The organism is Lactococcus sp. UBA7128, from assembly GCF_002492185.1.
Classification (GTDB): Bacteria; Bacillota; Bacilli; order Lactobacillales; family Streptococcaceae; genus Lactococcus; species Lactococcus muris.
Window position 1 is genome coordinate 18,544 of record NZ_DKXK01000086.1, and the last position, 16,932, is coordinate 35,475.

Annotated in this window: 15 protein-coding genes and 2 pseudogenes; 7 read left to right on the forward strand and 10 right to left on the reverse strand. The window is 40.9% G+C overall.

Annotated features, from left to right (window positions below; all coding sequences use genetic code 11):
- Positions 1-639, reverse strand: a pseudogene (locus tag B4H39_RS09550) (hypothetical protein); the annotation flags it as partial.
- On the opposite strand from B4H39_RS09550, the gene B4H39_RS09555 reads away from it, so the two are divergent.
- The 4 genes from B4H39_RS09555 to gtfB all read left to right on the forward strand — a co-directional run bounded on the left by B4H39_RS09555 (position 614) and on the right by gtfB (position 5,302).
- On the forward strand, positions 614-1,201 hold the full coding sequence (locus B4H39_RS09555; protein ID WP_251421446.1) for an LPXTG cell wall anchor domain-containing protein: 588 nt from the start codon (positions 614-616) through the stop codon (positions 1,199-1,201). The pseudogene B4H39_RS09550 and the gene B4H39_RS09555 overlap by 26 nt on opposite strands.
- A gap of 210 nt (positions 1,202-1,411) precedes the next feature.
- The gene (locus B4H39_RS09560; protein ID WP_251421443.1) at positions 1,412-2,422 is read left to right on the forward strand and encodes a beta-1,6-galactofuranosyltransferase; all 1,011 of its coding nucleotides are present in this window, start codon (positions 1,412-1,414) and stop codon (positions 2,420-2,422) included.
- 19 nt (positions 2,423-2,441) lie between these two features.
- On the forward strand, positions 2,442-3,947 hold the full coding sequence (gene gtfA / locus B4H39_RS09565) for an accessory Sec system glycosyltransferase GtfA (protein ID WP_251421440.1): 1,506 nt from the start codon (positions 2,442-2,444) through the stop codon (positions 3,945-3,947).
- Entirely contained in the window at positions 3,944-5,302 is a 1,359-nt protein-coding gene (gtfB, locus tag B4H39_RS09570; RefSeq protein WP_251421437.1) for an accessory Sec system glycosylation chaperone GtfB, read from the forward strand. The genes gtfA and gtfB overlap by 4 nt, the downstream gene beginning before the upstream one ends.
- 265 nt (positions 5,303-5,567) lie before the next feature.
- Here the strand turns inward: gtfB and B4H39_RS09575 are convergent, their stop codons facing one another.
- From B4H39_RS09575 to B4H39_RS09610, 9 genes and pseudogenes are all read right to left on the reverse strand, one after another.
- Positions 5,568-6,107 (reverse strand): hypothetical protein, encoded by a 540-nt coding sequence (locus tag B4H39_RS09575; RefSeq protein ID WP_251421434.1) that lies wholly within the window; start codon positions 6,105-6,107, stop codon positions 5,568-5,570.
- Between the two features lie 249 nt (positions 6,108-6,356).
- Positions 6,357-6,458 (reverse strand): annotated as a pseudogene (locus tag B4H39_RS10250) (GNAT family N-acetyltransferase); the annotation flags it as partial.
- Positions 6,451-6,828: a PaaI family thioesterase gene (locus B4H39_RS09580; RefSeq protein WP_251421431.1), complete on the reverse strand. Its 378-nt coding sequence runs from the start codon at positions 6,826-6,828 to the stop codon at positions 6,451-6,453. The gene B4H39_RS09580 and the pseudogene B4H39_RS10250, both read right to left, overlap by 8 nt.
- Positions 6,825-7,928: an o-succinylbenzoate synthase gene (gene menC / locus B4H39_RS09585; protein ID WP_251421428.1), complete on the reverse strand. Its 1,104-nt coding sequence runs from the start codon at positions 7,926-7,928 to the stop codon at positions 6,825-6,827. The genes B4H39_RS09580 and menC overlap by 4 nt, the downstream gene beginning before the upstream one ends.
- Positions 7,918-9,270 carry an o-succinylbenzoate--CoA ligase gene (gene menE, locus B4H39_RS09590; protein ID WP_251421425.1) on the reverse strand — a complete coding sequence of 451 codons (1,353 nt, stop codon included), beginning with the start codon at positions 9,268-9,270 and terminating at the stop codon, positions 7,918-7,920. The genes menC and menE overlap by 11 nt, the downstream gene beginning before the upstream one ends.
- A 3-nt stretch (positions 9,271-9,273) precedes the next feature.
- Complete coding sequence (gene menB / locus B4H39_RS09595; protein ID WP_003134096.1) at positions 9,274-10,116, reverse strand: 1,4-dihydroxy-2-naphthoyl-CoA synthase; 843 nt, start codon at positions 10,114-10,116, stop codon at positions 9,274-9,276.
- 33 nt (positions 10,117-10,149) lie between these two features.
- Positions 10,150-10,977 (reverse strand): 2-succinyl-6-hydroxy-2,4-cyclohexadiene-1-carboxylate synthase, encoded by an 828-nt coding sequence (gene menH, locus B4H39_RS09600; protein ID WP_251421422.1) that lies wholly within the window; start codon positions 10,975-10,977, stop codon positions 10,150-10,152.
- A complete protein-coding gene (gene menD / locus B4H39_RS09605) occupies positions 10,967-12,613 on the reverse strand; it encodes a 2-succinyl-5-enolpyruvyl-6-hydroxy-3-cyclohexene-1-carboxylic-acid synthase (RefSeq protein WP_251421419.1) in 1,647 nt (548 codons plus the stop codon). Before menD ends, menH begins: the two co-directional genes overlap by 11 nt.
- A 1-nt stretch (position 12,614) precedes the next feature.
- Positions 12,615-13,751, reverse strand: a complete 1,137-nt coding sequence (locus B4H39_RS09610; protein ID WP_251421416.1) for an isochorismate synthase — start codon at positions 13,749-13,751, stop codon at positions 12,615-12,617.
- A gap of 276 nt (positions 13,752-14,027) precedes the next feature.
- Here B4H39_RS09610 and B4H39_RS09615 point away from each other — a divergent pair, with 276 nt between their 5' ends.
- The 3 genes from B4H39_RS09615 to B4H39_RS09625 are packed head-to-tail and all read left to right on the forward strand — an operon-like array spanning position 14,028 to position 16,799.
- The gene (locus tag B4H39_RS09615; protein WP_251421412.1) at positions 14,028-14,591 is read left to right on the forward strand and encodes a GNAT family N-acetyltransferase; all 564 of its coding nucleotides are present in this window, start codon (positions 14,028-14,030) and stop codon (positions 14,589-14,591) included.
- Positions 14,584-15,864, forward strand: coding sequence for a DRTGG domain-containing protein (locus B4H39_RS09620; RefSeq protein ID WP_251421409.1), 1,281 nt, complete (start codon positions 14,584-14,586; stop codon positions 15,862-15,864). The genes B4H39_RS09615 and B4H39_RS09620 overlap by 8 nt, the downstream gene beginning before the upstream one ends.
- Before the next feature lie 11 nt (positions 15,865-15,875).
- Entirely contained in the window at positions 15,876-16,799 is a 924-nt protein-coding gene (locus tag B4H39_RS09625) for a DHH family phosphoesterase (RefSeq protein WP_251421406.1), read from the forward strand.
- Positions 16,800-16,932: the final 133 nt, after the last annotated feature.

Genomic DNA, 16,932 nt, shown 5'->3' on the forward strand with positions numbered 1-16,932 from the left:
GCTCTCCGAATCCGAGTCAGCATCAACTTCGGTAGAAGTATCCGAATCTGAATCCTCATCCGAATCAAGTTCAGTGTCCGCATCGATTTCCGCTTCACTTTCCGATTCGGAATCAAGCTCAGTGGAAGTCTCTGAATCCGAGTCAGCATCAACTTCGGTAGAAGTATCCGAATCTGAATCCTCATCCGAATCAAGTTCAGTATCCGCTTCAATTTCTGCCTCCCTTTCTGAGTCAGAGTCAAGCTCAGTGGAAGTCTCTGAATCAGAATCGGCATCTACATCAGTAGAGCTCTCCGAATCCGAGTCAGCATCGACCTCAGTAGAAGTCTCCGAATCTGAGTCAAGTTCGGTATCCGGTTCAATCTCTGCTTCCCTTTCAGAGTCCGAGTCGGCATCGACATCAATGGAGCTTTCAGAAACTGAGTCAAGTTCAGTGTCCGCTTCAATCTCCGCTTCACTATCTGAATCCACTTTAGATTCTGAATACGATTTCTTTAAGCCAGTCACTCCATCATTGGCTCCAGCAGTCAGACCAATTACTCCGTCAATGACTCCGGAGGGTTCTCTGAGTACTTCAGCAAGCCTTTCCGAATCATCCTCAGAGTCAATTTCTGTGGAAGCATCAGAATCTAGTTCCATCTCTGCCTCTATGTCTGAATCTGCTTTAGATTCTGAATACGATTTCTTTAAACCAATCACTCCGTCAATGACTCCGGAAGGTTCTCTGAGTACCTCAGCAAGTCTTTCCGAATCATCCTCAGAGTTCATGTCATTCAGACCAATCACTCCATCAATGACTCCAGAAGGCTCTCTGAGTACTTCAACGAGCGGTTCAGAATCAAGTTCAGAATCAGCGCTTCTTTCATTGATTGATATCGGCTCAGAAAGCGAATCGTTATCAGTAAGCGTGTCAGAAAGTGAGTCTGTATCAGATTCAGTGTCAAACTCTGACTATCCTTCCGAATCGATAAGCGAGTCAACATCAGCGACAGAGTCAATCTCAACTTCAATGTCTGATAGCTTAACAAACGAAGTACAGCCAGACTTTGGAAATCCAGGGAACAGTATAGGTCAAAAATTACCAGCGACTGGTGATGAAAATGCTCTAGGAGCAACCTTTGCAGGCTTCTCTATCCTTGCGGCAGCCCTTGTTGCGGGTAAAAAACGCAAAAAGGATGATAAAGAGCAGGAGCAAAACTAAGCTTCAATAACCAAGAAGTCCGCAATTGCGGACTTTGTGGTTTATTTGGCCTTTTAGGAACAGTTGTAAATCTAGAAACGGAATGTGGAAACTTATCTGACATTACTCTAAAAAATGATGGGAGTAAGAACGGTAGGATATGTTTTCAAGGAAAGAACTTCCAGAAGTTTATCACTATTCTTGCGAATACAGAATGAGGAATTTAATTTTATGAATAAATTTATTACTAATTTTTATGGGCATTCAGCTGTTTCAACTGCACAGATTGCTCAACATATGACGACAAATATTGCTAAAACAATGGGTTTTAAAGAAATTGCAATCGTTGCTCATGATTCAGGACGTGATACGGATATGGAACGCTGGAAACGTATAGAAGGTTTTCTAGCTCCCGTACAGGGCGGCGAATTAGCCGTGGTGCAACTGCCGTCCTGGTCTGGTTTTGAATTTGACAAAGTCTTGATTGAGCAGTTAAAAAATCGTGTAGAAAAAGTAGTAATTTTCACTCACGACTTCATTCCGCTCATGTTTAAACCCAACTTTTATCTGATGAAATACTATATTGAGCTCTATAATCAAGCAGATTTAGTAATTCTGCCTTCTGAAAAGATGCATAAAATCTTAATCAATTTTGGTTTAGAAACACCCGTTTTGATCCAAGAAATTTGGGACCATACAAGCAGTATCACTCTTGAGGCGAAGCCGGTTTTTCAGCGAAAAATTAAGTTTGCTGGAGGTGTTCGACGTTATCCGTTTATCAAAAACTGGTCCAGTAATATCTTGCTGGAAGCATATTCGAAAGGAACAGTTGAGGCGGTGGGAAATGTTGAACTCAAAGGCTGGATGCACGATGATCAACTGATGCGTTCGCTTAATGAAGGGGGAATTGGTCTAGTTTGGACAGAAGATGATATGGAAGATGAGCACTTTGACAAAGCGTACTTCCAGATTGTTAATCATTTTAAATTTTCAACTTATTTGGCAGCAGGTCTTCCTGTTATTGTGCCTAAAGGCTTTGCGAAGGCAGATTTTGTACAACGTAATGGTCTTGGTTTTGTGGCTGGAAGTTTGGAAGAAGTTGTCTCAATCGTGGAAAAGATGAATGAAGAAGAGTATGAAAAACTCATCGAAAATGTGAAAGATGTAGGTGCTTTAATCACCGATGGACATTTTACGAAAAGTCTTATAATTGAGATTGAAAAAGCTCTCTTTTTGAAGTAAGAATAGGATGATGTAGTGTATGACTATTTACAATTTTAATCATGGTATCGGTTGGGCTAGTTCCGGTGTAGAATATGCCCAAGCCTACCGTTCGAATATTTTTAAGAAAAACAAGCAGGATGCTCAATTTATTTTTACGGATCTCTTTCTCGAAAATCTTCAGCCTATGACGGAAAATATTGGGTTTGATGATGGTGAAATCATTTGGCTCTATGGCTATTTTACAGATGTAAAGATTTCGCCTACTCGTTTCGGCAGACAAGATTTGGAAGCGACTTTTCCCAAGGCCGCCGATAAGGTGGAGGAAGGGGAAACACAAATTACCTACAGCTTTAACGATAATCACATGAGGATGACTGCTTTCTTGGATAAAAAGAACAAGGATAAAGTCTATCGTACAGAGATTGTCGTTGCTGGCAAGCTAATTCAGCGGGATTACTACACTTACACGAAGACTTTTAGCGAGTACTTTAAACCTGTGAATAATCAGGCAAATATTTATCAGCGACGTTTCTTCAATGAAAATGGCTCGGTGGCTTACGATGAATTAATCAATGGCAAGGAATCCCTCTATATTTTCAGTGACCGGACCATTTACTCTAAGGAGGCGCTAATCCAGTATTTTGTGGAGTGTCTTGACTTGACGGAACAGGACATCTTGATTATTGATCGTTCTACGGGCATGGGACCACAAATTATCAGGGCTTCAGGGCCAGCAAAAGTTGGTATCGTCATTCATGCGGAGCATTTCAGTGAGTCGTTTACGACGGATAAGCAAATTCTTTGGAATAATTTCTATGACTATCAGTTTGAAAATGCTTCTGTTATTGATTTCTTTATCACAGCTACTGAACGACAAAAAGAAGTCATTGAGGACCAGTTTAAGAAATATAATAAGGGAGAAATTACCATTTATACTCTCCCTGTAGGTTCTATTGACGAATTGAAAAAAGCGAGTGTCCGTAAGAAAAATAGTTTGATTACAGCTTCAAGACTTGCTGCTGAGAAACACATAGATTGGCAGATTAAAGCAGTTGTGGAAGCACGTAAGAAGATTAAGGACTTAACTTTAGATATTTATGGCTATGGAGGTGAAGGAACAGCTTTGCGCCAGTTAATTAAGGATTTAGGCGCGGAAAGTTATATTTGTCTCATGGGACAACATGATTTGACGGATGTGTATAAGAACTATCAAACTTATGTGGCGACTTCAACTTCAGAAGGTTTTGGTCTGACCTTACTTGAAGCAGTAGGATCAGGACTTGGCATGATTGGATTTGATGTTCCTTACGGTAACCAAACGTTTATTCATCCAGGGCAAAACGGTTACTTGTTGGACTATGACAAAAATAATCGCTCCAAAGCTGTTGAAGACATTACTCGGGCTATTATCGCCATGCAGGAAAAAGACGAAGCAGCACTTCACCTCATTTCCCAATCATCCTATGATATTGCCAAAAAATATTTGACAGAGGAGATTCAAAAAATGTGGTTGAAACTCGAACAAGAGGTAATAAAACAATGATTAACTTATTTGAAAATTATAATGCCCAAGCTTTTGACTTGGAACATTCTTTACGCCAGGCAGGTTTTACACACACCACCATTGTTCTGGAAGAAAATGGCTTTATGCCTGAACATGTCCAAACTCCCGTTGGTTATTTTACGGGCATGCAAAAAAATCATCAACTGGATGCTGATGCTCGACCAGAACCACTCTTTTTTAACGAAGTCAAGGTCCCTTTCTATTGGGAAATAAGAGGGGACAGCACACAAGCTGAAATTTTTGAAGGCTATAAAAAAATGGGGCACATCAAGTACAGTAAGCGTGAAAATGACTATAGAGTAGTTTCAACTGTCGAATGGTATAACGATGCTGGCCGTGTGCGTCAAATAGATATGTATAATCAGTTTGGAGAACGTTATGGAAAGCGTACTTACTCAGATGGCAACATGGCTTTGACGACTTATTTTGATGATGAAGGACGTGAAGTTATTTTAGAAAATCACGTCACGGGTACAGTCCAGGTTAATCATGAAGGAAAGCACCATGTTTTTGAAAACTTCAATGCCTTCATTCTTTTCTTCATGGAAATAGCGCATATAGAAAGTGATGAGATTTTCTACAACAATCTGGGGCGCCCCTTCTTTATTATCAATCGCCTTAAAGCGCTCAATCCTGAAAAAAACTTTGCCCATACTCTTTTTTGGCAGGAAACTTCAGAAGATATTCCTGGTAATATGAGAAGCATTCTTGATGATACTAATAATGCAACCCAACGGATTGTTATTCAAGACAGAGCGGAATTTGAGAGAATCATGAGTCAGTTGGAGGGAATATCTCTGAACACAGAACTTATGCAACTGGGCTACCTCTATCCTCTTAAAAATCGTAGTTCCTTAAGTTCAGAAGCCTTTATTTTCACTAACTCTGCAGAAATTGAAGCGCTGGAAACTATAGTTGCAGCACTGCCCGAAATTCATTTTCATATTGCAGCACGAACCACGATGAGTCCTTCTCTGATGGCTTATGAAGATAGAAATAATGTCAGTGTTTATCCTAATGTTGGTGATGAAGACATCAGAAAGTCTCTGAAAAATAACAGTTTCTACTTAGATATCAATCATGCTAATGAAATGGAAAATATCATCCGGCAAGCTTTTGAACACAATCAGTTGATTTTAGCTTTCGATAATGTCGTGCACAATAAGCGCTATACCGCTACAGAAAATATTTTCAGTAAAGATAATGCACAGGCACTGATTGACAAAGTTAAAATCTTGTCCCAAGATAACACCGCTTTTCAAGCAGCACTTAAAAGGCAGCACAAACATGCAGGCCAAACTGATATTTATGATTACCAGAACATTTTGAACTGATTGTAGTTAAGTTCATCAGAAGAAGCTGGTTGTTTCCCATAAAGAAAGATACAAACGATTAAAAAACAGGAGATAATTCTTAGGATTAAGAACCACCTCCTGTTTTTTGTTATTTTCTGTTTTTAGCTTCTTTTTCTAATAAAATCTGCTTTATGTCTCTGAGCTCTCTTTTTGCTCGGCTGAAGTCAAGGGCTAACGACAAAACACCGAGAGCTAAGAGAAATTGTGTAATATCCGATAGGATTGAAAAAAACGTATCCATAGCTCATCGTCCATACATAAAGTCATCAAAGCCTAAGGCTGCCCAAAAGCTAATGGTGCTGATGGTAAACCAATACGGTTTTGAATTTCTTTTATATGCAGTACGTGTCGTCCATCGACGACTCAACGCTTGCATAGCTGCATATCTACCCGCAGAATAAAAACTTTTACCAATATTAATCCCTGCCCAAATAAGTGAGGCAACAGCCGCCGCCGCAGCTACAGGCGCAAGTCTCTGTCTATCGAGTAAATTTGCATATTCATCAAGTAGCTTTTCTCCATCTTCTTGTGAAATTTCTTTAATATCATGAATTCCTTTCCTAAGTAAGAAATCTTCAAAGCTTTTTTTACCTAAATTTAGACTTGTCTCATTAACTTGAGTTACCTCTTCAGTTACTTCTGGAATAACTTGACTCTGAGCTACCCCCACTACTGAGGGGACTAGTGATGAAAATAGTACTGTTGTGGTGACGAGACTAGTTACTATTTTTTTAAAATGTTTTTTCTTCACCCTCTGCTTTCCTCCATATCCAATGTTTTTCATGAGCTGCAGTCTCATACTAAAAATATATTTACTTTAAATCTTAGCACACTTTAGCTGTCTTAATTTTTTAAAATCCTTTTGGATTAGGAGACAATTATTCTACGAATATGGCGGGAGCTAACAATATAACAGTGAGGTTACTTTGTGAAGTGGATGAAGGAAAAAGATAGGGAATCATATGTTTAATGTAGTGACTCCTAAAAGCTAGACTTTTGGATGAGATAGAAATCTCTCATTTTTTGTGTTTTATTTTTGATAAGCCCAAGTGTCGATAATTAATTGATTGATATCCGCAAGTTCGGCCTCATTTACGTCCACCAATTCTGCAAATATTACGTTGTCTTTATTCATATCTTTTTTCCACAATAGCGTTGGTCACAGTGACTTGTGCCACTAAAACCTCACGCGCATCTGTAAACTTCATCTCCCACACATGTGTACGCCCACCTTTGTGCAGAAGAAGACCTTGAGCAAAGAGGATTCCTGCTGCTTTAGTTAGGTTCAAATGATTGCCATTGACCGCTTGGCCGACAGCAAAATGTTTATCGTCAAGCAAGAAATTACTTGCCATACCAGCAGCAACCTCAGCAAAGGCCAGCGTTGCACCACCATTTAAGAAACCTTGAGGTTGCGCGTGAAAGTCTCCTAAAGGCATTTGAGCAGTAAAACCTGTTGGGGTTAAAACCAGCTTTTGAATACCCAGTTGTTCAATCAAAGTCATGTAAAAATCTCCTTTTTCACGGTGTAATGCTCAAGTGCTGCCTGATTGATAGATACACCCAAGCCCTTGCCACGCGGTCTGTTCATCTTACCTTCAATAAATTTAATCTCTGGTAGAATCAAATCTTCCGTAAAATAATAGGACGAATCTGACAAATCCCCTGGCATGGCATTGTCGCTTAAAGTGGCCAGTTGTGTATGCAATATCTTAGAAATACCACTTTCGACCATGCTGCCAATCCAGAAGGAAATGTTATTTTTCCGGCAAAAGGCGATAGCTTCTTTTGTTTGATAAAGTCCACCTAAGCGGCCAATTTTGATATTGAGCATGGTTTTCCCCTTAAGTTGAGAAAGAGCCTGTAAATCACTCCAACTTTGGACATTTTCATCAAAACAGATAGGTGTTGAAAGCTGCGGAAAAATGTCTTTATAATCTTCGAGATTATCAGTAGCAAAAGGCTCTTCAACGCAGACAAGTCCAAATTGATCGAGCTTTATCAGCGCTTCGATATTTTCAAGGGCATAAGAACGGTTGGCATCAACAGCCCATTGGAGCTGAGGATAATGCTCCACAGCATATTGGACGCGTTCAAAACCATCTGCGGGTTTAATTTTAAGCTTTATTCTTTCCACACCTTGAGCGATTAAGGCCTCGATTTTGCTAGGAAGCTGCTCAAAAGGCATATCGCCCAAGACGGCCCCACGGGATAAAGTTTCTGTCAATGGTTCAGGAAAAAGGGTAGCGATTGTATTTTTTCCTTGGACTTTGTAATAAAGGTCCAGCAAGGCATTCTCCAAACCCGCCATTGCCATCGGCAAGGGCTGCTCAAAAAACGCATGAATCTCAAAGGGATGCGTGAAGTGTGTCGCCATTACTTTTGGAATGTAAGTCTGCGCCAAGTATTCCCATGAGCTTTCAAATGTTTCTTGCGTGTAAAAAGGTGTAGTAAAGCTTACACATTCACCATACCCTTGATGGCCGGTTTCGTCTTCGGCAATGATAATAATGGTGTCACGCTGCTTCAGCTCACCTTTGGCTGTCTTGAAGTTAAACTTCATCGGAAGTTGGACGTGATTCAAACTAATCGATCTAAGCTTCATGTTTTAAATTTTTCCTAAGGATTTTGCCTGAGGCATTTTTGGGTAGAGCATTCATTTTGATAATTTGACGCGGCAGTTTATACTTGGCCAGACGTTGACTCAAAAAGCTTGTAATTTCTTGTATATCGGGCGCTCCAGCGTAGAAAAGAAGTGGCACTTGGCCCCAAGTTTCGTCTTCCTGCGGGACAAGCGCACATTCGACAATGCCCTCTAAGCTATAGAGTAAATCCTCAATCTCTTTGGGATAAATATTTTCTCCACCGGAAATAATGATATCTTTACGACGATTGAGAATATAAAGGAAATTGTCTTTATCAAGATAGCCAATATCCCCTGTATTGAATAGATGAACGTCCTCTTGATTAAGATAGCCTTTCATAAGCATTGGCGATTTTAGATGTATTTCGCCAGCCTGATCAGCATCAGGATTTAAAATTTCAATCTCTACGCCAGGAAGTGCTTGACCGACCGAAGTCAGCTTGTCTGGATGCTCCAAAATGTTGAAGGTAACAGACTGGGAAAAAGTTTCGGTCATCCCGTAAGTCTTGTAGACAGGTAGACCTTGTGCAAAACATGCCTGTATCAAAGGCTGCGGAATAAATTCCCCTCCTAATAAGAGGACACGAAGACTTTTGGCAGCAATCTTTTCATGAACACGTTTAAGCATGGTCGGTACCATGGAAACCATGTTGACCGAGCTGTTATTAATCAGTTTAATCAACTCTTCCTCATCGAAAGAAGCACATATGGTGGCCTGAGTGGCATTATAGAGGCTGCGCATGATGATGGATAGACCACTGACATGAAACATGGGGAGAACGACAAGCCAGTTGTCTTCTGGAAGAACGCCCATGGTTGCTGCAGAAGCAGCCACATGGGCCGCAATCATTTTCCAAGTTATAGGAATAGATTTGAACTTTCCAGTTGTCGCACTGGTGTTCATGATTACAGCAATCTTCTCTGGGGCTGGCTGCCAATTGAGCACAGCTCTGCTGGTTTCTAAAGAATGGATATCAGAGAAAGACAAGTCTGCTGGATAGGTTTGCTGGTCCGAAGCAATCAGCAGTTCCACATCAAGTTCAGTCAGTTGCTCTCGAAGTTCATTAGCTGTAAGATGGGTGTTGAGCAAGAGGACTTCCTTATCCAAAGCCAACAGCGCAAAGAGCACAATTGCCATCTCTGGCGAATTTTCTGAAAGAAGAGCTAGGCGGTTGTGCCTAGCTGTTTCTTTGTTTAAATGTTGGGCTGTCTGAACAGTTTTATCGTAGACTTCTTTAAAAGTCAGTTGATTTAAGAAAAGTTTATTTGGCGATTTTTCAGCCTGTTCTTTTAACCATTTCATAGCTTATGGGAATTTAGGGAATTGATCAAAGTCAGGTTTGCGTTTTTCTTTGAAAGCATCGCGCCCTTCTTTGGCTTCATCGCTGAGGTAGTACATGAGCGTTGCATCACCGGCAAATTGTTGCAAGCCAGCAAGTCCATCAGTTGCAGCATTCATTGAGCCTTTAAGCATACGAAGTGCCATTGGTGACAAGGCAAGCATTTCTTCGGCCCATTTAACTGTCTCGTCTTCAAGTTGATCAAAAGGTACAACAGTGTTTACCATGCCCATATCCATTGCTTCTTGTGCAGTGTATTGACGGCAGAGGAACCAGATTTCACGTGCTTTCTTTTGGCCAACCATAGCAGCCAAGAGTCCAGCACCATAACCAGCATCAAAAGAACCAACACGTGGGCCCGTTTGACCAAACTTAGCATTTTCAGAAGCAATTGTTAAATCACAAACGATGTGGAGAACGTGCCCACCACCGATAGCAAAACCGTTGACCATAGCAATAACAGGTTTTGGTGTGATACGGATCAAGTGTTGCAAGTCTAAGACGTTAAGACGAGGGATTTGATCTTCACCAACATAGCCACCGTCGCCACGGACTTTTTGGTCGCCGCCAGAACAGAAAGCTTCCTTGTCTTCACCTTGACCGTGGTTAGCACCTGTCAAAACAATGACACCAATCGAAGTGTCGTCACGTGCTACAGTAAAGGCATCGATAAGTTCCACCACTGTTTTAGGGCGAAACGCATTACGTACTTCAGGACGATTGATCGTAATTTTCGCAATACCGTTATAAGTTTCGTAAATGACATCTTCATACTTGCGGTCTAAAGCAAGCCAGTTATATTTTGACATAGTTTGTCTCCTTTTAGTATTCTACCTTATTCATTATAGCATGGTTCTACCTGGCAAAGAGTTGGATAAGATTAAGTTAAAATGCTGAGGCAGTTCGAGGTGTACGTTGTGCCCTGCGCCCTCTACGATAAGACTCCGTACTCTCTTATAAGTACTGAGTTGCTCAGCAATCTGCCTATATTTTTGATCCAGAGCACCGGTAATATAAAGTAAAGCTACATTTAAATCTTGAAGCCTCTGCGAAATGTCTGGAAGATTTCCTTGCCCAGTAGCTCGCAAAGTTTGAGCGAGAGCATGGGGCGCATTTAGGGCACGGCTGGACCAGATTTTATATTGTACTTCCTGAGGAAGTTTTTGTTGACTTTGGAAGATAGGGAGCGCGCCCCAATAGTCCGCAAACCAGACCGCTCCCTTTTTTTCTATCTGGTCTGCAAGCTCTAGGTCAGACTGCCTCCGCTTTTTACGCTGCAGAGGATTAGAAATACCTAGAGCCGCAGATTCCAAAATGAGCTGTTCAATAGGTTGGTCAGGAAACTGAAATGCGAATTGTAGAGCAATTCGTCCCCCCATCGAATAGCCGAGGAGAGTATAAGCCTCTCCATGAAAAAGCAGTTCTACAAGCTTTTGAAGCTGTTGAAGAATGCTTGAAAGCTGATAGGCTTCCAGAGTTTTAGGCTTACTGGACTTCCCGTGTCCAATAAAGTCTAAAGCAAAAACTTGATAATCTGGAAGCAATAAATTTTCCCAAGTAAGAGCCGACTGACTAAAGCCGTGCAATGCTAACAGGGGTTTACCTTGCCCATGTATTCTGACATGAAAAGTATTCATGCCAATCTGAATGTACCTATCTTCAAATATCATAAGTCGTATATTTCTTGTGTAATTCTAAGCTCACGTCCTTGTCCGTCTTAATTTCGAGTAAATGGATTCCTGCTGAGTTAATGCTTTGACGAAAATGCTCTTCAAAATCTTGATAATCTACAACCAGATGATAATCAAGCCCAATTAAACGAGCTAAGCCAGAAAAATCAAGTCCATGAGGTGTTGAAAAAAGATAATCAAAATGGGGCTGCCCTTTTTGTGCCAAATGATGGAAGATACCCCCACCGTCATTGTTAAAAAGTACAATAGTCAGGTTTAACTGCTGTGTTTTTCCAACAATCAAACCATTCATATCATGAAGCATGGAAAGGTCTCCAGTTAATAAAACGGTTGGCACCCCGTTGGTGGAGACACCTAGAGCGGTGGATTCTTGACCGTCAATACCATTTGTCCCACGATTTCCTAAAAGGTGAACATGAGAATGTTGACTGCGCCAAAAATAGTCAACATTACGGATAGTCATGGAGTTAGAAATCAAGAGTTGCGCCTTTTCTGGCATAAGTGCTTGAAGGACTTGAATATAGTGCCCTTCAAAGGGAGCGCTCTCACCTTCAACAGTTTGGAGTTTTTGACGCATTTTCTTTTGAAGTTTTTGCCAGACTTTCAGATAGTGGTTGTCAGAGCTTAAAGTAGGAACTTCTTGACAAAAAGCAGGTACATCTGCTTGGACTAGCTGTGTCGTTGTTTGACTTGGGTTTCGGTAATCCAGCGCAGGGTCAACTTGGATGTACTCGGCATCAGCATTTTGAGCAATCAATTGCAAAACATGTTTCGATACAGGAATTTGTCCAAATTGTAGGAAAAAATCAACCTTGAGTTCTTTTAAAACTTGCGGATGGGCCAGAAAAGCATCGTACGTGTCGATAATGTTGGGATGTTCATACTTACGAAGATTAGACAGAGGATCAGCCAAAAGAGGGGCTTGGAGTTTTTCGGATAATGTTATGAGAGCTTCTTGATAATTGGAGTTACTGTCTGGACCAGCAAGAATGATACCATTACCGCTTAATTCTGGGATAGATTGCGGCTTAATGTTTCCTTTGCTGATGATGAATTTTTTTCTGCCTTTTCGATAATTTTCAGCATTTAAGTCAGGTATCAAAGGCTCACTGACAGGTACATTAACGTGGGCAGCAGCAGAGGGGATACTGACTGCAGCTGCAAAAGCACGCTGTGCTACCTTACGAGGATATGTCCAAAAGTTGTGCTCAGTCGGACGACTTAATTCTTCATAATGATTCACAAATTTTCCGAAATACTCCGACTGATTTACAGTTTGAGCAGCGCCTACAAACTGCAAGTCATTGGGACGATCGGCTGTAAGAAGAATTAAGGGCACACGACTGTGTTTTGCTTCCGTAAGGGCAGGAAGATAGTGGGCAGCGGCAGAACCAGAGGTACAGATAAGCACAACAGGGCGTTGTTGCACTTTAGCTATACCGAGAGCAAAAAAAGCAGCAGAACGTTCATCAATATTTACATAAGTGTCGTACTTCCCATATTCTTCGAAAAGCATGGCCAGTGCTGTCGAACGAGAACCCGGACTAAAGACCGCTTCGCGTACGCCCAAATGATAAAGTTCATCAACAAGTGGAGCTAAGTATTCATTATTCATCTTAAAGAGCCTCAAGTATTGTTTTTAGTTTTATTTTTGTTTCATCAAATTCAGCCTGGCAGTCAGAAGCAGCAACAATTCCACATCCGGCATAAGCGTAACAGGCTTTATCCTTAAGAAGTGCAGAGCGAATCGCAACGATGATTGTGCCGTTGCCTTGGGAATCAATGAGCCCTAAAGGCGCAGCATATAACCCCCGCTCGTGTTTTTCGTTTGCACGTAAAAAGTCAAGTGCAGCACGGCTGGGATGACCGCCTAACGCAGGTGTTGGATGAAGATGCTTTGTCCAGTCGATTAGGGAATGCTCACCAGCCTTAGCTTTTAAAACTGTTTGTAAATGATAAACATTTTTTAAAGTCATTATGTCAGTTTGCTCAATTTTAACTTGTGAAACTTTCTCCAACAATTTTTCTTTAATTTTTTGGACAACAATCTGATGTTCCTGAAGATTTTTCGAGTCTTTCAGTAAAAGCTGTGCTCCATTTTCAAGAGCACGGGGCATCGTGCCTGCTAAAGCATAACTCAGCACCTGATTCCCAGTTTTTTGGACCAAAATTTCCGGTGAAGCTCCCAGGAAGGTTTTGCCGGACTTATGATAAGCAAAGATAAAAGCTCCAGGATTGTTTTGCACAAGACGTTCAAGGATTGCTTCAACATTGAAGGGAGTAAGACTGGTAAATTTTACTTCTCTAGAAGCAACGATTTTGACAGTTTTTCCGCTAGTGATGTTTTCTTGAAGTTTCTTGTAAAGTTTTACCCACTCCGTATACTCTGGCGCTTCCTCTTCGTAGCTATGATGCTGAAGGACAGTCTCTTGGTCCTTAATATCGGGAAGGGGATCACACGACAGGACATAAGAGTCTGTCTTTGTTTGGATGTAGTAATGTTTGAAAGCGATGATTTCATTGCCCATATCTTGCCAAAGCTCACCCTTCACCTGTTCAAAAAAACTTTGACTATAGAAAACGTAAGGATAGTTTTTTATCTCCTTTTCTTGAACTGTTGTTAGTCTCTGACTCGCAATAATCAAAGTTTGCTTTTGACTATCGTACCAAAAAAAACGCTCACTGGGGTCAGGAAAGGCAGACCAAAAAGCAAGCGGGTGCTTTAATTTGAGATTTATCCGTCTATACTTCATAGTAATGAAATTATATCACAGATTAGAGTAATTAGGTCAGGAATAGAGCCAACTTTGTTACGCGGTAGGTGCTTGGTTACGTTTTTAACTATGTTTGAGTAACAACTCATTAGACCTCATTTAGGTCTTTTTTATTGAAATGCCTTTAATATTGGTGATTATGCGGATTTGACGGTATTCTAATTATAGTTCAGTCTGAAATTATATCACAGATAGGGGAAAGAACGTGATATAATAAACTTATTAAAAAATATAGAAGAAACTGGAAAGAACTGAATGAATATCTATGTAGGACTTGCGGAGCATCAGAAGATAGAAAGTAAGAGACTGTGGCTTCGGCCTTTTTCCATGAAAGATACGGCTGACATGTTTGAATACAGTTCTGATGCAGCTAATCTTGAATTTATCTTTCCACCTCATCGTACTGTGGAACAAACTCAGTTTGTCCTCGCCAATCATTTCATGAAAGAACCTTTGGGAAAGTGGGCGATAGAGCTAAAAGATCAGAAAAAGATGATTGGGGTCTTACAGTGTGTCAGACTTTCTGAACGTGAGGAGGTCGCGGAGATCGCCTATGTGCTCAATAAGCGTTACTGGAATCAAGGGCTGATGACTGAGGCCTTGCAAGTTTTAACAGATATTTGCCTCCAGCAAATAGGGCTAAAAGCCATGGTGCTCAACTGTGACACAAAGAACTACAGTTCAATTAAGGTCGCAAAAAAAGCAGGATACAGGCGAGTAGAGCGTTTCAAAGGAAGCAATCAATATACCGGACGTATATCTGAATTTGAAAAGTATGAAATAAAAAGAAATCAAGCAGCAGGAGTAGATCATGTCTAAACACGAAGAAATTCTAAATTATATAGAAAAACTCGACATTGGAAAACAAGTCAGTGTTCGGCGTATCGCGAATCATTTAAACGTAGCAGATGGCACAGCTTATCGGGCCATCAAAGAGGCGGAAAATCGTGGTTTAGTGGCAGTCAATGACCGCTCAGGTACAGTTCGAGTCTCTATAAAAGGTCAAAAGCGTAGAAACAAGCTGACTTTCGGTAAGATAGCAGAAGTAGCCAATGCCGAAATTCTTGGGGGACATGCTGGCTTAGATGTCGAGTTTAGCCGCTTTTCTATCGGAGCCATGCAACCCGAAAGTGTCAAAAAATATCTGATGAAAAACAGTCTGATGATTGTTGGGGATCGGAAAGATATTCAGAGTATGGCACTTCATGGGCAGAGTGCTGTGCTGGTCACAGGAGGATTTGAAGTTGATCAAGATGTCATTGACTATGCAAATGAGATGGGCATCCCACTGTTGCGAGCGACAGCTGATACTTTTACAGTCGCAAACCGTATCAGTCATGCTTTGGCAAATGAACTGATAAAAAAAGATATCATGACGGTGGCAGAAATCTCCCACGATCACCGTCCGGTTCTTCGAGAAGAAGATACGGTTAAGGACTTTATGGAGCTCATGAAGCGGACGAACTTAAGCCGTTTTGCTGTTGTCAACCCTCATCGTATCGTTGTTGGTGTCGTGACTATGCGAGATATTGCTCACAAAAACTTGGACACGCAGATCAACAAATTGATGAATTCTCCAGAAGTTGCCAAGCAAAAAATGACTGTTGCCAGCATTTCACAAAAGATGATTCACGAAGGGTATGATATTATGCCTATTGTGAATAAGGACTATACTTATGCAGGTGTTGTGACCAAGTCTGAGGTTTTAGAGAGTCTTCAAAGGAGTCAAGAAGAAAATCAAGTGACACATACCTTTAGTGAAGATATGTCCAGAAAGATTAGTGAAAAAGGCTCCGCATATACTGTTATGGTTGAGCCGCTGATGGTTAACAATGTGGGAAATATCTCCAGTGCTGCGCTGGGAGAAATTGTGACCATAGTGGTGCAGCGCACCTTAGACAAAAGGCGCCGCAGAAATGTCATCCTAGAGTCAATGAATCTCCACTTAATGGGGACTGTAGCGATTGATAACCTTTTGGAGATTTATCCTAAAGTCATTAATGAAACGCGTTTAGGTGCAGTGGTGGATATTGAGATTTATTACATCAATAACATTATTGCTAAAGCTGTCGTAAACTTACAAATTACATGAGGAAAGAAATTATGAAAGATATTATTACAAAAATTAAAGCATACGATACGATTCTCATTCATCGTCATAAAAATCCAGATCCCGATGCACTTGGGTCACAGTGCGGACTAAGAGCTATTTTGAGAGAGAATTTTCCTGAAAAAAAAATCTATGCTGTTGGATATGATGAACCAACACTGACATACTTGGCAGTAATGGATCAGGTAAATTTAGAGTCTGACACTTCCTATCTGAGTATCATTTGTGATACAGCAAATACTCCCCGCATTGATGACGACCGCTGGAAGGAGGCAGATTATGTTATCAAAATAGACCATCATCCCAATGACGATGCTTATGGTGACTTGCGTCTGGTTGAGCCAGCACGAAGTTCCACTTCAGAAATCATCACCGACTTGGCTTTAACACAGGGATTAAAGTTGAATGCAGAGGCAGCTCGACTCCTTTATGGTGGAATTGTTGGAGACACGGGGCGTTTTCTTTATCCTGCCACATCAGCCCAAACTTTATATCTTGCGAGTAAGTTAGCAGAATATGACTTTGATCGTCCAGCGCTAGGGCGGGAAATGACTTCCTTTGATATGAACGTCGCACGCCTGCAAGGCTATGTCTATGAAAACCTTGAAATTTCTGAAAATGGTGCAGCGCGCGTGATTTTAAGCAAAGAGATTTTGGAAAAGTTTAGTTTACGTGATGCAGAAACTTCAAGTATCGTAGGGACACCGGGAAATATCCGAGAGGTCCAGTCTTGGGCTATCTTTGTGGAGCAAGAAGATGGACACTACCGTGTGCGTATGCGTTCAAAAACAAAGCCTATCAATGAGATTGCCAAGCGACATGACGGCGGGGGGCATGCTTTGGCTTCAGGAGCTAACTCCTACTCTTTAGAAGAAAACGAGCAAATTTGGCAAGAACTACAGGCTAATTTGAAATAAAGTATAAAAATCAATCCGAGATTATGGGATTGATTTTTTGTGATTATAGAGGATATTGGTGCTTCTTTTTTAATAAACATTCTTTCTAGAGATATCATTGTAACAAAAGTGTTATGATTACATTTCGTAAATA